The following is a 19,130-nucleotide window of genomic DNA, read 5'->3' as shown; positions in this document are numbered from 1 at the left end:
ATGCGGTCGAATGTGGGAGCGGGCTTGCTCGCGAAGGCGTCAGCCCGGTCACCACAAGCCTTCAGGGGTAATCCAACACCTGTTTAATGCTCGCCAGATTCGCCTCGATCCAGCGCCGATCAATCGCGCCCCAGTCACGAATCCGATAGCGCCCGGCATGATTGCGGGCGCCGTCTTCCTGTTCAAACTCACACACAATATCCAGGTCCGCCAACGCCGCAATCGTGTCCTGTGCAGTACGCCGGGGCATGCCCGTCACCTCGGTCAGTGCCGGCACGCTGCTGGCCAGTTGGCTATCAATCAGGTACGCCACATACAGGCGCCGGTAGAAGCTGCTTTTGGTCTTGCTCACATCCATGCTCGATCGCCTTTGAAGGTCAGGGCTTGCCCTGCAGGTCCCGCCAGGTCAGGTACACCCGCAGGTCGAATTCCACCTGATGGTAGCCCGGCAACATGTATTCACAGAGTTTGTAGAACGCCTTGTTGTGGTCCGATTCCTTGAAGTGCGCCAGTTCGTGTACGACGATCATGCGCAGAAATTCCGGCGCGGCTTCCTTGAACAGCGAGGCGATACGGATTTCTTTCTTCGACTTGAGGTTGCCACCCTGCACCCGGGAGATGGTGGTGTGCAGGCCGAGGGCGCGGTGGGTCAGGTCCAGGCGGTTATCGAACAACACCTTGTCGATGGCCGGGGCGTTGCGCAGGTGTTCCTGCTTCAGGGCCTGGGCGTAGCTGTACAGCGCTTTGTCGCTCTGCACGCCATGACGTTCGGGGTAGCGCTGGGTCAGGTAGTCGCCGAGTTGGTCCTTGGCAATCAACTGGCGCACTTGCTCCTGCAATGCTGGGGGGTAGGCCTGGAGGTATTTCAGCGCGGTCATGGGGTCAACAACGGGTATTTGAATGGGCGCCAGTGTAGCGAATTCAGCGGGCCGCTGCGCGCAGGCGCCAGTCGGCAATTTCATCCGCGATCAACGGCGGCGCCACCTGCGGGCCCTGGATGAACTGGCAGCCGTTGGCCTTGAGCCACTCAACTTGCTCCTGGGTCTCGACGCCTTCGGCAATCACCAGCAGATCAAAATGCCGGCACAATTCGATAATGCTGCGCGCCATCGCCGCGTCCCGGGATGAACCCGGCAGGCGGGCGATCAGCTTCGGGTCGAGCTTTAGGGTGTCGAATTCCAGGTCCCGCAGGTGGGCCAGGGAGCAGTTGCCCGCGCCGAAATCATCCAGGGCAATCCGCACGCCGGCCCGGCGCAACAGCTTGAGCTGCTTGGTGGACTCATCCAGGTTGTGCATCAGGCTTTCTTCACTGATCTCCACCTCAAGCTGCCGGCCTTGCAACCCATGTCGCTCCAGCACCTGCTGCAGCTGGCTGGCCAGGTTCGGCATATTGAACTGGCTGCTGCTCAAGCTCACGCTCAGGACCAACTCATCGCTGAACACCCCTGCCCATGCCTGCCGCTGGGCGGCCACCTGCTGGTAGATCCACGTGCTCAACTGGCTGATCAGCCGCGCCTCTTCGAGCAACGGCAGAAACAGCCCCGGCGGCACATCGCCGACACTCGGGTGCTGCCAGCGCAGCAGCGCTTCGACGCCCCGCAGATGGCCGTCGTGCAACGACACCTGCGGCTGGTACACCAGGGTGAAATCCTTGCTGTCGATGGCGCTGCGTACGCTGTCTTCGAGCATCAGGCGCGAGCGGGCCCGGCCGTTCATTTCCTGGTCGTAGTAGCGATATTGCTGACGCCCGGCGCGCTTGGCCTCGTACATCGCGACGTCGGCCGCGCGCAGCAGGCCGTTGAGGTCCGAGCCGCAGTCCGGGAAAGTGGCGATGCCGATACTGACGCCCAGCATCACATCCAGACCGTCGACCTGCTGACAGATCGACACCCGTTCGATCAGTTTTTCCGCAATCTTGGCCGCCTGCTCCGGGAATTCCAGCTCCAGCAGCGCGGTGAATTCATCCCCGCCCATGCGCCCGAGAATGTCGTAGGAGCGCAGGCACGCCTTCAACTGTTCCGAGACCCAGCGCAGCACGCGGTCTCCGGCGTCGTGGCCGAGGGAATCGTTGACCCGCTTGAACCCGTCCAGGTCCAGGTACAGCAGTACCAGCGACTGCTCGTTACGCTCACTGCGCAACAGCACATTCTCCACCGACTGGTGAAACCCACGCCGATTGAGCAGGCCCGTCAGCGGGTCGGTGACGGCCTGGAACTCCAGTTGCTGATGCAGATGGCGCACCTCGGACATGTCCAGCACCGTGACCACCATGGCTTTCTGCTCGGCCGGCAGCGGGGCGCACGACATCGCCACGGGCAACTGCTGGCCGGGCGCGGTGCGCAAGATGGCGTCGTGCAGGCGCCAGGTTTCACCACGTTTGTAGCCTTCATACAAGGCAGAATCGGACCACCCAGGCACATGGGGCTTCTGTAGGAAGCCCAGGAACTCGGCACCCTGGATCTCGGCGACCGGCGCATTGATCAGCCGCGAAATCGCCGGGTTGGCGTAGCTGATCACGCCGTCTTCGCCCACCACCAGGATGCCTTCGGCGGCATTGTCGAGCACCGAGGCATTGAAGGCCCGGGCCGATTCCAGATCGTGACTCAGGCGCTGCAAGGCACGGCGGTTGCGCTGGTGCTCCAGCAGGGCCTGGACCTTGGGCTTGAGGATATTCGGGTCGAAGGGTTTCAGCAGGTAGTCGATCGCGCCGCTGGCATAGCCTTCCAGCATCGCCGCCGGCGATTGGGCGTGAGCGCTGAGAAAGATGATCGGGGTCAGTTGCGTGCGCTGGCTGCCGCGCATCAGCCGGGCCACCTCGAACCCGTCCATGCCGGGCATCATCACATCCAGCAACACCAGGTCGACGTCGTGTTCGAGCAGCAATCCCAGGGCTTCCACCCCGGAGGCCGCCGTCACCACATGCCAATCTTCACGCTGCAATAACGCACGCATGCTGATCAGGTTTTCGGGATAGTCATCGACCACCAAAAGCACTGAACAACCATCGCGAGGCTTGATTGGAGCGCATTCCATTGCTGCTTCTCTTTCGTCGGAGTCATTCCGGTCATTTTTGCGACAAAACCGGATAAACAATAAGGGCTCACTCTAGCCCTGGATCCCATAAAGCAGAAGCCACGACGGTGCCATCATTGCGCCAAAGCCCAGACAACCGACTAACGGTCAGTGTCTACAGCCCGCGGTTTACGGGAAACATGGCTTTTTGACATTTCATTGGCGCCAACAATCCGCCACAAAGCCATTAACAATCCATTTCGAGCCACCTATAAAGAAAGTGCCGGCTCCCGAGCCAAGGCCTTCTCTCCCCGTTAAAGGCGTATTCAATGATTGATCTGTCCACCTGGAACCTGAGCATCCCCGTCGGCTCCCCGCCCTCGACCATCGACACGCCGAAACTGCTCAGCGGGTTCAAGGACCAATACTTCCAGGCCGAAGGCAGCAGCGTGCAATTCTGGACCCCGGTCACCGGCACGCGTACCGAGAACGCCGTTTACCCTCGCAGCGAACTGCGGGAAACCTACGCCGACGGCCGCCTGCGCAACTGGCTGTACAGCGAAGCCGACAACTACCTGCGCGCCACGTTGGCGGTCAACAAGGTGCCGTCCTCCGGCAAGGTGGTGATCGGTCAAATCCACGCCTACGAAAGCCAGAAGCCAATGATCAAGGTCGAATACCAATACAAGGAAAAAACCCAGACCGGCAACATCGTCGCCAAGGTGCGCATGCGCCCTGACGAGTCGGAAGGCCGGGTGATCATCGTCGCCGAGAACGTACCGCTGGACCGCGACTTCACCTATGTCATCCACCTGAACAAGGCCGGCCTGCTGAGCGTCGACGCCGCCAACGGGCAGTGGAACGAACGCATCGGTGCTGCGTGGGGCAAACAGCCGCTGTACTTCAAGGCCGGCGCCTACGTGCAGGACAACAGCGGCAACAGCAAAGAAGGGGCTCGGGTGACGTTTGCCAAGCTGGACATTGACCACGACTGAAGCTGATTCGCTTCAGCGACCGGTCCCACGACGCTTTAGGACAGAACCGCGACCCAGGGTCTCGACTTTCTTGTAGGACAATCCGAGTATGGCGCCGCGCACGCGCACTACCCCCTACAAGAAAGTCATGGAGACTGCCCAATGCCCTTTTCCCGCACCCTGCTAGCCCTCTCTATGGGCATGGCACTGCTGCAAAACCCGGCCTTTGCCGCCCCGCCCCTCTCGATGGCCGACGGGGTGGCCCAGGTCAATATCCAGGACAGCAACGCCTGGGTCGAAATCAACAAGGTCGCCTTCGAAAACAATATCCGCACCCTCCAAGCCAGCCTCGCTGACAAGTCGAAAATCTGCGCCGTGCTCAAGGCGGATGCCTACGGTCACGGCATCGGTTTACTGATGCCCTCGGTGATCAAACTGGGCGTGCCCTGCGTCGGCATCGCCAGCAACGAAGAAGCCCGCGTGGTCCGTGAAAGCGGCTTCAAGGGCCAACTGATCCGCGTACGCACCGCCGCCCTGAGCGAGCTGGAAGCTGCGTTGCCGTATAACGTCGAAGAGCTGGTGGGCAATCTGGACTTCGCCGTGCGCGCCAGCCTGATCGCCGAAAACCACGGCCGCCCACTGGTCGTGCACCTGGGCCTGAACTCCAGCGGCATGAGCCGCAACGGTGTGGAAATGACCACCGCCCAGGGTCGCCGCGACGCCGTAGCCATTACCAAGGTGCCAAACCTGCAGGTGACGGCGATCATGACCCACTTCGCCGTCGAAGACGCCGCCGACGTGCGCACCGGCCTCAAGGCGTTCAACGAACAAGCCAACTGGCTGATCAACGTTGCTCAGCTCGACCGCAGCAAAATCACCCTGCACGCCGCCAACTCCTTCGCCACCCTGGAAGTGCCCGAGTCGCGGCTGGACATGGTTCGTCCGGGCGGCCTGCTGTTTGGCGATACCGTGCCGTCGTTCACCGAATACAAGCGGGTGATGCAGTTCAAATCCCACGTGGCGTCGGTCAACAGCTACCCGAAAGGCAACACCGTAGGCTACGACCGCACCTACACCCTGGCGCGGGATTCGAAACTGGCGAACATCACCGTAGGTTATTCCGACGGCTATCGCCGGGCGTTTACCAACAAAGGCATCGTGCTGATCAACGGGCACCGGGTGCCGGTGGTGGGCAAGGTGTCGATGAACACCCTGATGGTCGATGTCACCGACGTGCCGACCGTGAAGAGCGGCGATGAGGTGGTGTTGTTCGGCAAGCAGGGCGCGGTGGAGACCAGCCAGGCGGAGGTTGAAGACATCAACGGTGCGTTGCTGGCGGATCTGTATACGGTGTGGGGTAACTCGAATCCGAAGGTGCTGGTGGAGAACTAAGTCTCCTCACATCTCGTAGGCACTGTCCTATGGACCCAAGGATCATTCGGTGATTAACACAATCACTTAAACAACACTTATCCCTGTGGGAGCTGGCGGTGCGACGATTCGACTTGCCCGCGATGGCGGTGTATCAGCCAACTTATTCTTCGACTGGCACACCGCCATCGCGGGCAAGCCCGGCTCCCACAGGGGTTCTGTGTCCTACAGGGCCGTTGCGGTGAATCGGAGCGCCGCTTATAGTTCGCCCCGTCGCCGGCATTGAACGGCGACAGGGTTTCGCAGCCCTACAGAGTTAATACCGTACCCGTCAAAATACGACATAGGCAGTCCTGCCAATGCTCGGCTTTTTATGGCGGTTGTACGTGGGAGACCTTCGGGTCTGCCGGGTCTTAACTCCTCGGTCTGCGAACCCGCGTACAGCTGCCACCCTATTTGTTTCGCAGCAAACGGTGGCCAATTTTCTTTTGAGTTAAGGATTTGCCATGAAGCCACAACTCCCACCCCGCCGTTTCACCCCTTGCACCGAAACAGCCACCGAATACCCGGTACTCCTGATCGACAGCGAAGCTCCGCTGCAGGACCTGCACGCCTGCCTGCGTGAACGCCTCAACGCCGCCCTCGAACACCTCAACCTGATGGCCTGCTCCAGCCTGCCCGATTTTGCGGAGCGTGACCTGAACCACGTAGCCAACACCGCCCGCATCCTGGTGCAGGACGTAAGCGACGTATTCCGCGTCATCGAATACCGCGGCTTCGACACCCCCGCAGCCGCCTGATCAAATTTCAGCCACAAAAAAGCCCGCATCGCTGCGGGCTTTTCATTAACGCGTAAGGCTTAGTTAACCTTGGCGTTCAACTCACCTTTCAAATAACGCTGGTACATCGCTTCCAACGAGATCGGCTTGATCTTCGAAGCGTTGCCCGCAGTACCGAAGGCTTCGTAACGTGCGATACATACATCACGCATGGCAGTCACGGTAGCGCCGAAGAATTTACGTGGGTCAAATTCGCTCGGGTTGGTGGCCATCAGGCGACGCATCGCACCGGTGGAGGCCAGGCGCAGGTCGGTGTCGATGTTGACCTTGCGCACGCCGTACTTGATGCCTTCGACGATTTCTTCAACCGGCACGCCGTAGGTTTCTTTGATGTCGCCGCCGTACTGGTTGATGATCGCCAGCCACTCTTGCGGTACCGAGGAAGAACCGTGCATCACCAGGTGGGTGTTAGGGATGCGCTTGTGGATTTCCTTGATGCGGTCGATGGCCAACACGTCGCCGGTAGGTGGCTTGGTGAATTTGTAGGCGCCGTGGCTGGTGCCGATGGCGATGGCCAGGGCGTCAACTTGGGTCTTTTTCACGAAGTCGGCGGCTTCTTCCGGATCGGTCAGCATTTGGCTGTGATCCAGTACGCCTTCGGCGCCGATACCGTCTTCTTCACCGGCCATGCCGGTTTCGAGGGAACCCAGGCAGCCCAGCTCGCCTTCAACCGAAACGCCACAGGCGTGAGCCATGGCCACGGTTTGTTGGGTGACGCGTACGTTGTATTCGTAGTCGGTCGGGGTCTTGCCGTCTTCGCCCAGGGAACCGTCCATCATTACCGAGCTGAAGCCCAGCTGGATGGAGCGCTGGCACACGTCAGGGCTGGTGCCGTGGTCCTGGTGCATGCACACCGGGATGTGCGGGAATTCTTCGATCGCGGCGAGGATCAGGTGACGCAGGAACGGGGCACCGGCGTATTTGCGCGCGCCGGCCGAAGCCTGGACGATCACTGGAGAGTCAGTCTTGTCAGCGGCTTCCATGATGGCGCGCATCTGCTCAAGGTTGTTGACGTTGAAGGCTGGAACGCCATAGCCGAATTCGGCTGCGTGGTCCAACATCTGGCGCATGCTGATAAGTGCCATTGTGAGTCTCTCTCCCGGTCGAGGGTCGTTAATCGTGCAAGCCTGCCGTAGCGGCGGCTGCTATTCAAGTTATTGAAGGTCAGGCTTTCAAAGCCTGCCCTGCTTAATCGTTAAACCTGTCTGCAGGACCCGGCTTGCCGGCGGTGGCGGCTGACGCTATCGCCGGCAAGCCGGCTCCTACAGGTGATCGCGGCGTGTTATTGCGCTTTACAGCCACGCCCGATCAAATCATCGGTGGCAACCCAGTAAACCAGGCCTTCCTCACCTTTTGTGTGAAACGCCAACTGGCCGTCGCTGTACAGCACGCCCGAGGCCGCCACATCCTGCTTGAGGCGATACACCTGGTCCGAGCCGCCGAGGCGCACATCCACCTCGGTGCGGGCCTGGTCGGCAAACCGCCAGTTGACTTGCGCCTGGCTGTCACACGTCCAGGTGGTCCACTTGTCTGCCGGCTCTGCCTTCTTGTCGAACATGTTCAGGTTGGTGCATCCGGCCAATAACGCCAGTGCCGCCAGGGCGAAAACGCCTTTCATTGCCAATCCTCAAGCGGCGACCTGCGGCCACCGCGGCTGTCGGTTAGTGAATCAGACCCGTCAAGGGCAACCCTGTTCCTGACCGTTGGGCGCAGAGTCGTATTTCTCCAACCCGTCCGGCCCGATGCGCTTGTTGATCACCGGCATGGTTTCGGCCTGCCAGTCAGCCTGATAGCAACTCTTTTGCCGAGCCGCCCCGGCCTTTTCAGACTCGGGCGCCGCTTTCGGCGTGCTGCCGCAGCCGGCCAGCAGGCCCGCTGCAATCACCAGTGCCAACGACCTGATCATCGGAATGCTCCTTTTCCTCAGCAAGTGCCTTATCCCTTGGCCCGGCTTTCCAGCACTTCGACAGCCGGCAGTACCTTGCCTTCAACGAATTCGAGGAACGCACCACCCCCCGTAGAAATGTAGGAGATCTGGTCAGCAACGCCATATTTATCGATGGCCGCCAGGGTGTCGCCACCGCCGGCGATGGAAAATGCCGAGCTTTCAGCGATGGCGTGGGCCAGCACTTTGGTGCCGTTGCCGAACTGGTCGAACTCGAACACGCCGACCGGGCCGTTCCACAGGATGGTCTTGGACGACTTCAGCAGTTCAGCGAAGTTGGCTGCAGTTTGCGGGCCGATGTCCAGGATCATGTCGTCAGCGGCAACGTCAGCGATCAGCTTGACGGTGGCTTCGGCGCTTTCAGCGAATTCCTTGGCCACCACCACGTCTACCGGCAGCGGCACGCTGACCTTGGCGGCAATGGCGCGGGCAGTGTCCAGCAGGTCCGGTTCGTACAGCGATTTGCCCACCGGGTGACCGGCAGCCGCCAGGAAGGTGTTGGCAATGCCGCCGCCGACGATCAGCTGGTTGCAGATCTGGCTCAGGCTGTTCAGCACGTCGAGCTTGGTGGACACCTTGGAGCCGGCAACGATGGCGGCCATCGGTTGGGCCGGAGCGCCGAGGGCCTTGCCCAGTGCGTCCAGTTCAGCCGCCAGCAACGGGCCAGCTGCGGCAACTTTGGCAAACTTGGCCACGCCGTGGGTCGAACCCTCGGCACGGTGCGCGGTGCCGAAGGCGTCCATCACGAACACGTCGCACAGGGCAGCGTATTGCTGGGCCAGTTCGTCGCTGTTCTTTTTCTCGCCCTTGTTGAAGCGCACGTTTTCGAACAGCACGATGTCGCCAGCCTTAACGTCCACACCGTTCAGGTAGTCGGCAACCAGCGGCACGTCGCGGCCCAGGGCCTTGCTCAAATATTCAGCTACAGGCTTGAGGCTGTTTTCTGCCGAGAATTCACCTTCGGTCGGACGACCCAAGTGGGAGCAGACCATCACGGCCGCACCTTTTTCCAGGGCCAGCTTGATGGTCGGCAGCGAGGCCAGGATTCGCGCATCGCTGGTGACAACACCGTCCTTGACTGGGACGTTGAGGTCTTCGCGGATCAGTACGCGCTTACCTTGCAGATCGAGGTCGGTCATCTTCAACACGGTCATGGGGGGCAATTCCTGAGAGCTAAAGTTGTGGAGAGGCTGTTTGCAGATAGTGTTCTGCAACGTCCAGCATTCGGTTGGCAAAACCCCATTCGTTGTCGAACCAAGCCAGGATGTTCACCAGCCGTGGGCCGGAAACGCGGGTCTGGCTGGCATCGACGATGGCCGAATGCGGGTCGTGGTTGAAATCACAGCTGGCGTGCGGCAACTCGGTGTAGGCCAACAGGCCTTTGAGCGGGCCGCTGGTGGCGGCGTCGCGCAGGATCCGGTTGACTTCGCCGGCATCGGTGTCGCTGACGGTTTGCATGGTGATGTCCAGACAAGACACATTCACCGTCGGTACCCGTACGGCTTTGGCCTGGATTCGCCCGGCAAGTTCCGGCAATAGTCGCTCGATACCGCGCGCCAGGCCGGTGGACACCGGAATCACCGACTGAAACGCCGAACGCGTACGGCGCAGGTCTTCATGGTGGTAAGCGTCAATCACCGGCTGATCGTTCATTGCCGAGTGAATGGTGGTGATCGACACGTATTCCAGGCCAATCGCCTGGTCCAGCAGGCGCAACAGCGGCACGCCGCAGTTGGTGGTGCAGGAGGCGTTGGACACCAGCAATTCGGCACCGGTCAGGCAATCCTGGTTCACGCCGTAGACGATGGTGGCGTCGACATCCGCCTCGCTGGCCATCGGCTGGGAAAACAGGACCCGTGGTGCGCCGGCGTCGAGAAACCGCTGGCCGTCGGCACGGGTGTGATAGGCACCGGAGCATTCCAGCACCAGGTCGACGTCCAGCGCCGCCCAGTCGATGCCCTCAGGGGTGGCACTGCGCAGGACCTTCACGCAGTTGCCATTAATATGCAGACAATCGTCCTCGACCCGCACTTCGCCGGGGAACCGGCCGTGGGTGGAGTCAAAGCGTGTCAGGTATTCGATGCTGGCCATGTCCGCCAGATCGTTGATCGCGACAATTTCAAACCCGGCCGCCGGCCCTCGCTCGAACAGAGCACGCAAGACGCAACGACCAATCCGGCCGTAGCCGTTGAGTGCAACTTTGTAGGGACGCGGTTGAGGCATGGGGTTCTCGCATTGTGGGCGACACAAACCATTGTAGGAGCGAGCTTGCTCGCGAAGAACCCGAGAGCGCCGCGTTAAACCAGAAACGCTGCGATATCGTTGACGATCTTCGCGAGCAAGCTCGCTCCTACAGTGGATGCGGCAACCAAAGGGTCACCGCGTTCGAGCTTTTAGTCTTCCAGCAGCTCTTCAGCCTGACCCAGGATGTTTTCCAGGGTGAAACCGAACTCTTCGAACAACGCTGGCGCCGGCGCCGACTCACCGTAGGTGGTCATGCCGATCACGCGACCTTCCAGGCCCACGTACTTGTACCAGTAGTCGGCGTGAGCCGCTTCGATGGCGATACGTGCGCTGACCTGCAACGGCAACACCGATTGCTTGTAGTCGGCGTCCTGGGCTTCGAAGACGCTGGTGCACGGCATGGAAACCACACGCACGTTACGACCGGCGGCAGTCAGCTTGTCGTAAGCCTGAACCGCCAGGCCCACTTCGGAACCGGTGGAGATCAGGATCAGCTCCGGCTCGCCGATGCAGTCTTTCAGCACGTAGCCACCACGGCTGATGCCTTCGATCTGCGCCGCGTCGCGGGTTTGGTGCTGCAGGTTCTGACGGGAGAAGATCAGCGCCGAAGGGCCGTCCTTGCGCTCGATCGCGTGCTTCCAGGCCACAGCCGACTCGACTGCGTCCGATGGGCGCCAGGTATCGAGGTTCGGCGTGGTGCGCAGGCTGGTCAATTGCTCGACCGGCTGGTGCGTCGGGCCGTCTTCGCCCAGGCCGATGGAGTCGTGGGTGTAGACGAAGATCACACGCTTCTTCATCAACGACGCCATGCGTACGGCGTTGCGCGCGTATTCCATGAACATCAGGAAGGTCGCGCCGTAAGGCACCAGGCCGCCGTGCAGGGCAACGCCGTTCATGATGGCGCTCATGCCGAACTCGCGTACGCCGTAGTACATGTAGTTGCCGCTGGCGTCTTCCGCCGAGACACCTTTGCAACCTTTCCACAGGGTCAGGTTGGAACCGGCCAGGTCAGCCGAACCGCCGAGGAACTCAGGCAGCAGCGGGCCGAACGCGTTCAGGGTGTTCTGGCTGGCTTTACGGCTGGCGATGGTTTCGCCCTTGGCCGCCACTTCGGCAATGTAGGCCGAGGCCTTTTCAGCGAAGTCGGCAGGCAGGTCACCGGCCAGGCGGCGAACCAGTTCGTTGGCCAACTCAGGGAATTCGGCGGAGTAGGCCGCGAAACGCTGGTCCCACTCGGCTTCGGCAGCCAGGCCGGCTTCCTTGGCGTCCCACTCGGCGTAGATGTCAGCCGGGATTTCGAACGGGCCGTGGTTCCACTTCAGCGCAGCGCGGGTCAGGGCGATTTCCGCGTCACCCAGTGGGGCGCCGTGGCAGTCTTCCTTGCCTTGCTTGTTCGGCGAACCGAAGCCGATGGTGGTCTTGCAGCAGATCAGGGTCGGCTGCTCGCTCTTGCGGGCGGTGTCGATGGCGATCTTGATCTCTTCAGGATCGTGGCCGTCGACGTTGCGGATCACCTGCCAGTTGTAGGCTTCGAAACGCTTAGGCGTGTCGTCGGTGAACCAGCCTTCGACTTCGCCGTCGATGGAGATGCCGTTGTCATCGTAGAAGGCAATCAGCTTGCCCAGGCCCAGGGTACCGGCCAGGGAGGCGACTTCGTGGGAAATGCCTTCCATCATGCAGCCATCACCCAGGAACACGTAGGTGTGGTGGTCGACAACGTTGTGGTTCGGGCGGTTGAACTGCGCAGCCAGCACTTTTTCAGCCAGGGCAAAACCCACGGCGTTGGCCAGGCCCTGGCCCAGTGGACCGGTGGTGGTCTCAACGCCAGGGGTGTAGCCGTATTCCGGGTGGCCCGGGGTGCGGCTGTGGATCTGGCGGAAGTTTTTCAGGTCGTCGATGGTGACGTCGTAGCCGGTCAGGTGCAGCAACGAGTAGATCAGCATCGAGCCGTGGCCGTTGGACAGGATGAACCGGTCACGGTCGGCGAACGACGGGTTGCTCGGGTTGTGTTTCAGGTAGTCACGCCAAAGTACCTCGGCGATATCCGCCATGCCCATCGGGGCACCGGGATGGCCGCTGTTGGCTTTTTGCACGGCATCCATGCTGAGGGCACGAATGGCGTTGGCACGCTCACGACGGCTGGGCATCGCTGATCTCCTGGAGGTTGAATAAAAGAAACGGAAAAAAGGATCGGCATTTTCCCTCAGCCACGGCCCTCGGGGCAATGACAGATAGTCACTTGGGGGTGTTTTTCCTGCGGATTGACTGGAGAAACCGCCCCCCGCTTCGTCCATGGGTTATAGCGGCTGCTTATAACCACCGATTATCGACCAATATCAAAACTTTTTGATATTGCCCTTGCGGGGTTTTCCCACCGTCACTAGACTGCTGGCCTTATGAACCTGAGCGCACCTTCCATTCGACCCGACGACAGCGACGAGCTGGCGGCCCTGTGCAAGGCCGGTGGCGATCCGTTGCGCCTGAATGTGTTGCGCGCGCTGACCAACGATTCGTTCGGGGTGCTGGAGCTGGCGCAGATCTTCGCCATCGGCCAATCCGGCATGAGCCACCACTTGAAGGTACTGGCCCAGGCCGACCTGGTGGCGACCCGCCGCGAGGGCAATGCGATTTTTTACCGTCGCGCCCTGCCCCACACCGAGCAACTGGGCGGCAAGCTGCACGCCGCTCTGCTCGAAGAAATAGACAGCCTGGCGCTGCCGGCTGACGTGCAGTCGCGCATCAGCCAGGTGCACGGGCAACGTGCTGCCGCCAGCCAGGACTTTTTCTCACGGGTAGCCGAGAAGTTTCGCGCCCAGCAGGATCTGATCGCCGGCTTGGCGCAATACCGCGAAAGCGTGCTGGCACTTTTGGACAAGCTGAGCTTCAGTGATGAGGCTACGGCGGTCGAAGTGGGCCCGGGTGATGGCGGCTTCCTGCCGGAGCTGGCGCGGCGCTTTCATCAGGTCACGGCGCTGGACAACAGCCCGGCGATGCTGGAGCTGGCCCGCCAATTGTGTGAGCGCGAAGCGCTGGGCAATGTCCACCTGCAGTTGGCGGACGCCCTGAATGACACCAGCCTGCGGGCCGATTGCGTGGTGCTGAACATGGTCCTGCACCATTTCGCCGCCCCGGCAGACGCCCTCAGGCAGATGGCGAATTTGCTGCAACCAGGCGGCAGCCTGTTGGTCACGGATTTATGCAGCCACAACCAGAGTTGGGCCAGGGAAGCCTGCGGTGATCTCTGGCTGGGTTTTGAACAGGACGATCTGGCCCGTTGGGCCACCGCTGCGGGACTCGTTCCCGGGGAAAGCCTCTATGTAGGTTTACGTAATGGTTTCCAGATTCAGGTCCGCCATTTTCAGCGGCCGGCTGGCGACACTCACCATCGGTAAATATCAGGAAAACATCGAGATGAGCGAATACTCCCTTTTCACCTCCGAGTCCGTGTCTGAAGGGCATCCGGACAAAATCGCCGACCAGATCTCTGACGCGGTGCTGGACGCCATCATCGCTGAAGACAAGTTCGCCCGAGTGGCGTGCGAGACTCTGGTGAAAACGGGCGTGGCGATCATCGCCGGCGAAGTCACCACCTCTGCCTGGGTAGACCTGGAGCAGATCGTGCGTGATGTGATCATCGACATCGGCTACAACAGCTCCGACGTCGGCTTCGACGGTGCGACCTGCGGCGTGATGAACATCATCGGCAAGCAGTCCCCTGACATCAACCAGGGTGTCGACCGTGCCAAGCCTGAAGATCAGGGCGCCGGCGACCAGGGCCTGATGTTCGGCTATGCCAGCAACGAAACCGACGTGCTGATGCCGGCACCGATCACCTTCTCCCACCAGTTGGTGAAGCGCCAGGCCGAAGCCCGTAAATCCGGTGCATTGCCATGGCTGCGCCCGGACGCCAAGTCCCAGGTGACCTGCCGTTATGAAGGCGGCAAAGTCGTCGCCATCGACGCGGTGGTACTGTCGACCCAGCACAACCCGGACGTTTCCTACGCCGACCTGCGCGAAGGCGTCATGGAGCTGATCGTCAAGCACGTGCTGCCTGCCGAACTGCTGACCAAGGACACCCAGTTCCACATCAACCCGACCGGCCAGTTCATCATCGGTGGCCCGGTGGGCGACTGCGGCTTGACCGGTCGCAAGATCATCGTCGACAGCTACGGCGGCATGGCCCGTCACGGCGGTGGCGCGTTCTCCGGCAAGGATCCATCCAAGGTTGACCGTTCGGCGGCCTACGCCGGTCGTTACGTGGCCAAGAACATCGTGGCCGCCGGCCTGGCCGAGCGTTGCGAGATTCAAGTGTCCTACGCAATCGGTGTGGCCCAGCCTACGTCGATCTCGCTGAACACCTTCGGTACCGGCAAGATCAGCGACGACAAGATCGTCAAGCTGGTGCGTGAGATCTTCGACCTGCGTCCTTACGCAATCACCACCATGCTCGACCTGCTGCACCCGATGTACCAGGAAACTGCGGCCTACGGCCACTTCGGTCGTACCCCTGAGCAGAAGACTGTCGGCAACGACACGTTCACTACGTTCACCTGGGAAAAGACCGACCGTGCCAACGACCTGCGTACTGCCGCCGGCCTGTAATCGTCCTACGGTGTACACAAAGCCCCGGCGTTCTGTTCAAACGAGCAGAAACATCGGGTAAAAAGCCTCGCGGTTGCGGGGCTTTTTTATGCCCGCGGGGATGGCTTAGGCTGGGCGCCCTTTTCAGAGCAAGGATGCTCATGATGACGTCACTTATGCGCTGGCTATTTTTCCTTTTACTCAGCTTCTCGCCGCTCACTGCGTGGTCGCAGGAGTGCCCCGACTGGGAGGCCGATCACGCCCGGGCCCAGATCAGCACCCTGGCGCAACAAATCCGCTTGTGGGATGACAGCTACCACCGGCTCGGCCAGTCATTGATCAGCGATGAGCTGTATGACCAGGCCAGCCAGCGCCTTGCCCAATGGCGCAGGTGTTTCACTCCCTCCGCCCCAGTCACGGACGATCCGCTGGGCAGCGCGCGAGGCACGACCGCCCACCCGACGCCCCACACCGGCCTGGAAAAACTGCTGGACGATAACGCCGTGCAAACCTGGCTGGGGACTCGCCAGGACGTGTGGATCCAGCCCAAGGTCGATGGCGTCGCCGTCACGCTGGTTTACCGCAAGGGCCGGTTGAGCCGGGTCATCAGTCGCGGCGATGGCCGGCTGGGCCAGGATTGGTCAGCCTCCGCCCGCCGGATTCCGGGGATCGTGCAGCAACTGCCCGAGCCCGTTGACCTGTTGTTGCAGGGCGAACTCTATTGGCGACTGAATGACCATGTGCAAGCTGCCAAAGGTGGCCTCGGCGCCCGCGGCAAAGTGGCCGGGCTGATGAATCGCCGGCAGTTGAGCGACGCCGAGGCCGCCAATATCGGTCTGTTTGTCTGGGCCTGGCCCCAGGGCCCCGATGACTTTTCCGAGCGGCTGAGCCAGCTGGCGCAGTGGGGCTTCACCGACAGCGGGCGCTACAGCCACCCGATCAAGGACATGACCGAAGCGGCGCACTGGCGCAGCTATTGGTACAGCCACCCGCTGCCCTTCGCCAGCGACGGCGTGGTATTGCATCAAGGCCAGCGGGCCCCGGCCGAGCGCTGGCGGGTCAGCGCGCCCTACTGGGCGGTTGCCTGGAAGTACCCGGTGGCCAAGGCATTGGCCCATGTGCGCAAGGTGCACTTCAAGATTGGCCGCACCGGGCGCATCACCTCCATCCTGGAGTTGGAACCGGTACTGCTCGATGACCGGAAGATCAGCCGGGTCAGTGTCGGTTCCCTGAAACGCTGGCGGGAACTGGATATCCGTACTGGCGACCAGGTTTCCATCAGCCTCGCCGGGCACGTCATCCCACGCCTTGACCGCGTCATCCTGCGCAGCCAGCCACGGGCCGAGTTGCAGATCCCGCAGGCCAGGGACTTCCACCCCTTGAGTTGCTGGCAACTGGCCCCGGGTTGCGAAGAACAGCTGCTCGCGCGCCTGACCTGGCTGAGCGGCGCCCAGGGCCTGGCCCTGCCACACATCGGCCGCGAAACCTGGAACACCTTGATCCAGGCCGGCCTGATCGACGGCCTGCTCGATTGGTTAACCCTGGATGAGGCAGAGCTTGCTAACATTGATGGCTTCGGCGAACGCAGCAGTGCGCGTTTAATCGACAGCTTGCGCAGCGCCCGGCAGCGACCGTTCGCGCAATGGCTGATGGCCCTGGGAGTACCGCCCACGGCCCGCAACAATCTACAAGGCGGCTGGCAAACCCTGGCCGCCAGAGACACTCAAGCCTGGCTGGCCGAAGACGGCATAGGCCCGGGTCGCGCGGCGCAACTGAGCGCTTTTTTTCGCGACCCGCAGGTACTGGCCTTGAGTGAAACATTACGGGCTGCCGGGATAGATGGTTTTTGACCTCTGCCCGACGGCATTAACCGGTGCCGGCAGAATTCATCCTGCCCACCTGATTGCGACCTTGTTTGCCTTGGAGCCTTTATGAAATTTCTTGCACCTTTTGCCCTGTTGACCGTCGCTACCCTTATGTCCGCGCCATTGCTGGCAGCCGAGGAAGCTGCGCCACTCACAGGCTGCGCCGCCAAGCGCGAGTCCATCAGCACCCAGATCGAACAAGCCAAGGCCCACGGCAACAGTGAGCAACAAGCCGGCCTGGAAAAAGCCTTGAGTGAAGTCACCGCCAACTGCACCGATGCCTCCTTGAAAAAGGAGCGGGAAAACAAGGTGCTCGACGCCAAGCACGAAGTCAGCCGCCGTCAGGCTGACCTCGACAAGGCCATGAAGAAGGGTGATTCCGAGAAGATCAACAAGCGCAAGGACAAGCTGGCCCAGTCACGCAAGGACTTGCAGGAAGCCCTGGACGAACTGGACAAGTAAGACGGCCTCAGTGATCGCGGAACTGTTTATGGCACGCGGTGCAGGCATCTTCGACTTTCTGCACCGCCGGCCCGAGGTTGCTGGCCTTGTAGGGCTGGACCTGGCTGGCGATCACCAACTCACCGGTGGCCGTTTCAAGGTTTCGAGCCATTTCCTGGAAGCGTGCCTGCTGCTGCCACACGTCGTCCTTGGCGCTGGTGTGGTCTTCTTCACGCACGCTCGGGAAATGTTTCCACGGTTCGTGGGACAACGCATCAAGCTTGACCGCGCCTTCGGCAAATTTGCCGCCGTCGAATGGAATGCGCCCACGCAACATGCCGCCCAGGTCTTCGCCGGTCTTGAGCATCTGCTTGAAAATGGCCTTGCGCTGGCCAAGGGGCGAATTCGGATCAACCCCGCCGCAGGCGGACAGTGTCAGGCAGGCCAGCAATACAACGGTCAGTCTTTTAAAAGTCATGATGGCTCAAGGTCACGGGAAACGGCAGCCAGTATCCTCGCCCCGCCCGCAAAGACCAATACCCCTATTAATAATAAGGGTTGCTCGAACGCCAGCCGATACGAGCAATCGCTTCAGGAATTTTGTGTATGAATACCCGTTTTAAGCCTTGGCGCCGCCTCGTGTGGGCCCTGCCAATGATCGCGCTGCTGGCCGGTTGCGACACCGGCAAGGACGAAAAAGCCAAGCCCCACGCCATTGCTACCTACGTCGGCGCCACCTGGGAAAACCTGCCGGCCGTGTCGGACAGCGACCTGCAAGCCGGCTTCGAATCCTGGCGCAGTGCCTGTCAACGCCTCAAGGCTGACCCGGTATGGGGCGCGACGTGCGCGGCATCGGCCACCGTGCCGTCGACCGCAGTGGCGATTCGTGACTTCCTCAAGGCCAACCTCGACGTCTACGGCCTGCGCTCGGCAGACAACAGCCCCAACGGCCTGATCACCGGCTACTACGAACCGGTTTACCCCGGCAGCCTCACCGAAACCGCAACCGCCCATGTACCGGTGTTCGGCGTGCCGGATGACCTGATCATCGTCAACCTGGAAAGCATCTACCCGGAGCTCAAGGGCAAGCGCCTGCGCGGTCGCCTGGAAGGCCGGGTACTCAAACCCTATGACGACGCCAGCACCATCAACCACCAAGGCTCCACCGCCAAGCCCATCGCCTGGCTGACCAACCCGATGGACCTGCAATTCCTGCAGATCCAGGGTTCAGGTCGTATCCAACTGGCCGACGGCCGCCAATTGCGGGTGGGTTACGGCGACCAGAACGGTTACCCGTACCGCCCCATCGGCCGCTGGCTGGTGGAGCAGGGCGAGCTGAAAAAAGAAGACGTGACCATGGGCGCCATCGCGGCCTGGGCCAAGGCGCATCCGCAGCGTATTCCTGAATTGCTGGCAAGCAACCCCAGCTACGTGTTCTTCAGTGCCCGCCCCGACAGCAACGAAGGCCCCCGTGGCTCGCTGAACGTGCCGCTGACTGCGGGGTATAGCGTTGCGGTGGATCGCAAGGTGATTCCACTGGGCAGCCTGTTGTGGCTGTCGACTACCCGACCGGATGGTGCGCCGATTGCCCGCCCGGTGGCTGCGCAGGATACCGGTGGTGCAATTACCGGCGAAGTGCGGGCCGACCTGTTCTGGGGAACCGGTGATGCCGCCGGCGAGTTGGCGGGCAACATGAAGCAGCAGGGCCAGATCTGGATGCTGTGGCCCAAAGGCGCAGCGTTGCCAAAAGTGCCGGATGTGCCGACAGGCACCTGAAGAACACCAAGGTCTATGTGGGAGCGGGCTTGTGTGGGAGCGGGCTTGCTCGCGAATGCGGTGTGTCAGTCACCGGATGTAT

Annotated in this window: 18 protein-coding genes; 8 read left to right on the top strand and 10 right to left on the bottom strand. The window is 61.4% G+C overall.

Annotated elements, in window-relative coordinates; translation table 11 throughout:
- Nucleotides 1-61 precede the first annotated feature (61 nt).
- From ACW9I6_RS20495 to ACW9I6_RS20485, 3 genes are read right to left on the bottom strand one after another with little or no spacing between them, the layout of a single operon-like run.
- Nucleotides 62-358: a winged helix-turn-helix domain-containing protein gene (locus ACW9I6_RS20495; protein ID WP_003216883.1), complete on the bottom strand. Its 297-nt coding sequence runs from the start codon at nucleotides 356-358 to the stop codon at nucleotides 62-64.
- Between the two features lie 19 nt (nucleotides 359-377).
- Nucleotides 378-878: a M48 metallopeptidase family protein gene (locus ACW9I6_RS20490; RefSeq protein WP_003216881.1), complete on the bottom strand. Its 501-nt coding sequence runs from the start codon at nucleotides 876-878 to the stop codon at nucleotides 378-380.
- 43 nt (nucleotides 879-921) lie between these two features.
- Entirely contained in the window at nucleotides 922-3,033 is a 2,112-nt protein-coding gene (locus tag ACW9I6_RS20485) for a putative bifunctional diguanylate cyclase/phosphodiesterase (protein WP_087693222.1), read from the bottom strand.
- Nucleotides 3,034-3,341: 308 nt separating this feature from the next.
- Between ACW9I6_RS20485 and ACW9I6_RS20480 the strand changes: the two genes are divergently transcribed.
- The 3 genes from ACW9I6_RS20480 (at nucleotide 3,342) to ACW9I6_RS20470 (ending at nucleotide 6,157) form a co-directional block, all read left to right on the top strand.
- Nucleotides 3,342-4,007: a polysaccharide lyase family 7 protein gene (locus ACW9I6_RS20480; RefSeq protein ID WP_457339744.1), complete on the top strand. Its 666-nt coding sequence runs from the start codon at nucleotides 3,342-3,344 to the stop codon at nucleotides 4,005-4,007.
- 141 nt (nucleotides 4,008-4,148) lie between these two features.
- A complete protein-coding gene (gene alr, locus ACW9I6_RS20475; protein WP_003216875.1) occupies nucleotides 4,149-5,378 on the top strand; it encodes an alanine racemase in 1,230 nt (409 codons plus the stop codon).
- A gap of 485 nt (nucleotides 5,379-5,863) precedes the next feature.
- Nucleotides 5,864-6,157, top strand: a complete 294-nt coding sequence (locus ACW9I6_RS20470; protein ID WP_003216872.1) for a hypothetical protein — start codon at nucleotides 5,864-5,866, stop codon at nucleotides 6,155-6,157.
- 59 nt (nucleotides 6,158-6,216) lie between these two features.
- Here the strand turns inward: ACW9I6_RS20470 and fba are convergent, their stop codons facing one another.
- From fba to tkt, 6 genes are all read right to left on the bottom strand, one after another.
- The gene (gene fba, locus ACW9I6_RS20465) at nucleotides 6,217-7,281 is read right to left on the bottom strand and encodes a class II fructose-bisphosphate aldolase (protein ID WP_003177554.1); all 1,065 of its coding nucleotides are present in this window, start codon (nucleotides 7,279-7,281) and stop codon (nucleotides 6,217-6,219) included.
- Between the two features lie 197 nt (nucleotides 7,282-7,478).
- Entirely contained in the window at nucleotides 7,479-7,814 is a 336-nt protein-coding gene (locus tag ACW9I6_RS20460; RefSeq protein WP_102605031.1) for an MliC family protein, read from the bottom strand.
- A 60-nt stretch (nucleotides 7,815-7,874) separates the two neighbouring features.
- Nucleotides 7,875-8,102 carry a hypothetical protein gene (locus ACW9I6_RS20455; protein WP_008434073.1) on the bottom strand — a complete coding sequence of 76 codons (228 nt, stop codon included), beginning with the start codon at nucleotides 8,100-8,102 and terminating at the stop codon, nucleotides 7,875-7,877.
- A gap of 29 nt (nucleotides 8,103-8,131) precedes the next feature.
- Nucleotides 8,132-9,295, bottom strand: a complete 1,164-nt coding sequence (locus ACW9I6_RS20450) for a phosphoglycerate kinase (protein ID WP_003216867.1) — start codon at nucleotides 9,293-9,295, stop codon at nucleotides 8,132-8,134.
- Between the two features lie 19 nt (nucleotides 9,296-9,314).
- Nucleotides 9,315-10,364, bottom strand: a complete 1,050-nt coding sequence (gene epd / locus ACW9I6_RS20445) for an erythrose-4-phosphate dehydrogenase (RefSeq protein ID WP_008434077.1) — start codon at nucleotides 10,362-10,364, stop codon at nucleotides 9,315-9,317.
- 170 nt (nucleotides 10,365-10,534) lie between these two features.
- A complete protein-coding gene (gene tkt / locus ACW9I6_RS20440) occupies nucleotides 10,535-12,532 on the bottom strand; it encodes a transketolase (protein WP_457339743.1) in 1,998 nt (665 codons plus the stop codon).
- 249 nt (nucleotides 12,533-12,781) lie between these two features.
- Between tkt and ACW9I6_RS20435 the strand changes: the two genes are divergently transcribed.
- The 4 genes from ACW9I6_RS20435 to ACW9I6_RS20420 all read left to right on the top strand — a co-directional run bounded on the left by ACW9I6_RS20435 (nucleotide 12,782) and on the right by ACW9I6_RS20420 (nucleotide 17,293).
- Nucleotides 12,782-13,777 carry an ArsR/SmtB family transcription factor gene (locus ACW9I6_RS20435; RefSeq protein WP_003216864.1) on the top strand — a complete coding sequence of 332 codons (996 nt, stop codon included), beginning with the start codon at nucleotides 12,782-12,784 and terminating at the stop codon, nucleotides 13,775-13,777.
- A 19-nt stretch (nucleotides 13,778-13,796) separates the two neighbouring features.
- A complete protein-coding gene (gene metK, locus ACW9I6_RS20430) occupies nucleotides 13,797-14,987 on the top strand; it encodes a methionine adenosyltransferase (protein WP_003216863.1) in 1,191 nt (396 codons plus the stop codon).
- A 143-nt stretch (nucleotides 14,988-15,130) separates the two neighbouring features.
- Nucleotides 15,131-16,816 (top strand): NAD-dependent DNA ligase LigB, encoded by a 1,686-nt coding sequence (gene ligB / locus ACW9I6_RS20425; protein ID WP_457339742.1) that lies wholly within the window; start codon nucleotides 15,131-15,133, stop codon nucleotides 16,814-16,816.
- 81 nt (nucleotides 16,817-16,897) lie between these two features.
- Nucleotides 16,898-17,293: a DUF1090 domain-containing protein gene (locus ACW9I6_RS20420; RefSeq protein WP_177020228.1), complete on the top strand. Its 396-nt coding sequence runs from the start codon at nucleotides 16,898-16,900 to the stop codon at nucleotides 17,291-17,293.
- A gap of 7 nt (nucleotides 17,294-17,300) precedes the next feature.
- Here ACW9I6_RS20420 and ACW9I6_RS20415 read toward each other — a convergent pair whose 3' ends face one another.
- Nucleotides 17,301-17,750 (bottom strand): c-type cytochrome, encoded by a 450-nt coding sequence (locus ACW9I6_RS20415; protein ID WP_008434083.1) that lies wholly within the window; start codon nucleotides 17,748-17,750, stop codon nucleotides 17,301-17,303.
- Between the two features lie 128 nt (nucleotides 17,751-17,878).
- On the opposite strand from ACW9I6_RS20415, the gene mltA reads away from it, so the two are divergent.
- The gene (mltA, locus tag ACW9I6_RS20410; RefSeq protein ID WP_102370082.1) at nucleotides 17,879-19,048 is read left to right on the top strand and encodes a murein transglycosylase A; all 1,170 of its coding nucleotides are present in this window, start codon (nucleotides 17,879-17,881) and stop codon (nucleotides 19,046-19,048) included.
- Nucleotides 19,049-19,130 lie beyond the last annotated feature (82 nt).

Source organism: Pseudomonas sp. SDO5522_S412 (assembly GCF_054071215.1).
Note: the sequence above shows the minus strand (reverse complement) of the source record. Positions and strands in the feature narration are given on the sequence as shown.